General features: G+C 64.0%; 4 protein-coding genes. 2 read left to right on the top strand and 2 right to left on the bottom strand.

Annotated features, from left to right (window positions below; genetic code table 11):
- Window positions 1–180, top strand: a 180-nt coding sequence (locus tag EN935_RS33115; protein ID WP_127374080.1) for an FCD domain-containing protein, incomplete at its 5' end; no start/stop codon positions are given.
- Window positions 181–206: 26 nt separating this feature from the next.
- On the opposite strand, the gene EN935_RS33110 is transcribed toward EN935_RS33115, so the two are convergent.
- Window positions 207–950 (bottom strand): helix-turn-helix transcriptional regulator, encoded by a 744-nt coding sequence (locus EN935_RS33110; RefSeq protein WP_127265295.1) that lies wholly within the window; start codon window positions 948–950, stop codon window positions 207–209.
- Between the two features lie 230 nt (window positions 951–1,180).
- Between EN935_RS33110 and EN935_RS33105 the strand changes: the two genes are divergently transcribed.
- Window positions 1,181–1,432 (top strand): hypothetical protein, encoded by a 252-nt coding sequence (locus tag EN935_RS33105; protein WP_127374079.1) that lies wholly within the window; start codon window positions 1,181–1,183, stop codon window positions 1,430–1,432.
- On the opposite strand, the gene EN935_RS33100 is transcribed toward EN935_RS33105, so the two are convergent.
- Window positions 1,433–2,046 (bottom strand): Crp/Fnr family transcriptional regulator (locus EN935_RS33100; protein ID WP_164771572.1); only part of this gene is annotated, 614 nt, incomplete at its 5' end. It lies immediately after the preceding gene.

The following is a 2,046-nucleotide window of genomic DNA, read 5'->3' as shown; positions in this document are numbered from 1 at the left end:
ATCAACAAATTGCGCTCGATGACCATCGCGTCGGAGAACCGCCGCGAGCCGGCGATCGCCGAAATGAGCGAAATCATGGATGCCATCCGGTCGCGCAAGCCGGACGAGGCGGAAGCAGCGGCCCGGCGGCACGTTGAATCCGCCTGGCAGATCGCACGCAACACGCTTCGCCTTGGCTGACTGCGAACGCCGGCGCGGCTGGTGTATCAGGCCTCACGCGCGAGACTGACCACCAGCTGATCGACACCGGGGTCGTCGAGGCTGACGACATGCGCCATCTGCAGCGCTCGTCTCATGCTGATCCTGGTGACGTCCTGGCGCATGATGACAGACACGCAGGCTGGCCCCGATCCGGTCAGGACGAAGGCGCTGCCGACCAGCACCGGCTCCGAGATGGGGGCCCACTGCACGGTCATGATCGAAGGTTCGGCGGTCTGGCGGCGGTTGATGCCGCTGAAATAGATCCAGTTCAGGCGCGAGATCGCCACGCCGTAATGGTTGCCGGGCACTCTCGCGCCGCCCTGACCATCGCCCGGGGCCCACCGCGTCACCCGCCTGAAGGTGACCAGCTCGGCCTCGCGCCGCACGAAGGTGACCGAGCGCATCAGAAGGTCGGGGTGGCCGGGGACCGAAAAATAGGTGAAATAGGTGCCGCCGGCGATGGCGGGCGAGGGGGGACGCACCATGTTCTCATACAGTGTCTGGCGCAGCGATGCGTGGCCGTCGTCAGCCCCTGCTCCGGCTGCGGGCTCGCGATACAGCTCATTCTCGTCGATCTTGAAGTAATCGCAGATCAGCCTGGCGGTGGCCTTGTTGGGAATGGCCTTGCCTTGCAGGTAGCGTTCGAACTGGGTGCGGTTGACGCCAAGCTCGCGGCACACCGCGCTCACCGAAGCGTGGCGCTGGATCAGCCGCCTGAGGTTGGCGGCGAGATTCTCGCGAATTGGCACGACATCTTCCCCGCGACAGACGTACGAACCATTTATTCAAGCGATAGCTTATATACCATCGCACGCCGTAATCGCGGCGCAAAGGAGGACCTTTGGCCAATAGTGCAGTCGGTTCGGCGCGAAACTGTACGTTTTTGACAGTTTATCTATGCAAGCCATGCAAATGGGCGTATTTCGGTAGCAAGAGCGACCTCAGATCGGCCACTTGACCTCGTATGATGGAGGGCGGTTTGGATCATACCGACCTGGTCGAGCTTCTGGACTATACGCAGGCGCAATTGAGCAAGATACGCCAAGCGGTCGCGGCGAGCGACCATGCCGGTGCCATGTTCGCCATCGATTGCCTTGTCGGAGCGGCGGCCGAACAGACGAAATGCAAGCTTGCAAGCCTGGAGCATGCCGGGCTGCCGATTGGCCGGGATGCATTTGAAGGCGGTGCGCCAGCGCCCGGCAAAGCGTCGGGCAAGCCAGGCGGCAGCTGATCAGGCCGCGCTGATCTCGCCGATCAGCCTGACATATTCGGCCTCGGCTTCACCGTAACTGCCATTGGCGAGTTCCAGCAGCCCGACGCGGTCGCGAATGACGATCTCGCCCCGGCGTGCCCGGATCAGCGCACGGCCTTCGAGCAGCTGGAGGGCGACGGTGACGCCCGGCCGCCTGACACCAAGCATGATGGCCAGGAATTCGTGGGTGATGGCGAGATGTTCGCCGGGCACCCGGTCGTCGCACATGAGCAGCCAGCGCGCCAGCCGCTCCTCGAGCTTCAGCCGCGCGTTGACGAGCGCGGTGCAGCCGGCTTGGGTCTGCAGCGCATTGACGAAGCGCAGCAGGAACATGCGCAAGGTCGCGCTTGCCGCCAGTGCCGCATTGAAAGCGCCGGCTTCGATGCGGATCGCATCGCCCTCGAGTTGGACATAGCAGGCGTGCGGCGCGCGGTCGTCGCCCATCACCAGGGAAGAGCCGGTCATGCCTTCGAAGCCGATGAAGCCCACTTCCGCCTCGTGGCCGCTCGCCGTGCTGGCGACCACCGAACCGATGCCCTGTTCGATGAAGTAGACGGCCTCTATCGGGATGCCGGGGGTCACCAGCATCATGC

The sequence above is a fragment of the Mesorhizobium sp. M7D.F.Ca.US.004.03.1.1 genome, from assembly GCF_003998635.1.
Taxonomy (GTDB): domain Bacteria; phylum Pseudomonadota; class Alphaproteobacteria; order Rhizobiales; family Rhizobiaceae; genus Mesorhizobium; species Mesorhizobium loti.
Note: the sequence above shows the minus strand (reverse complement) of the source record. Positions and strands in the feature narration are given on the sequence as shown.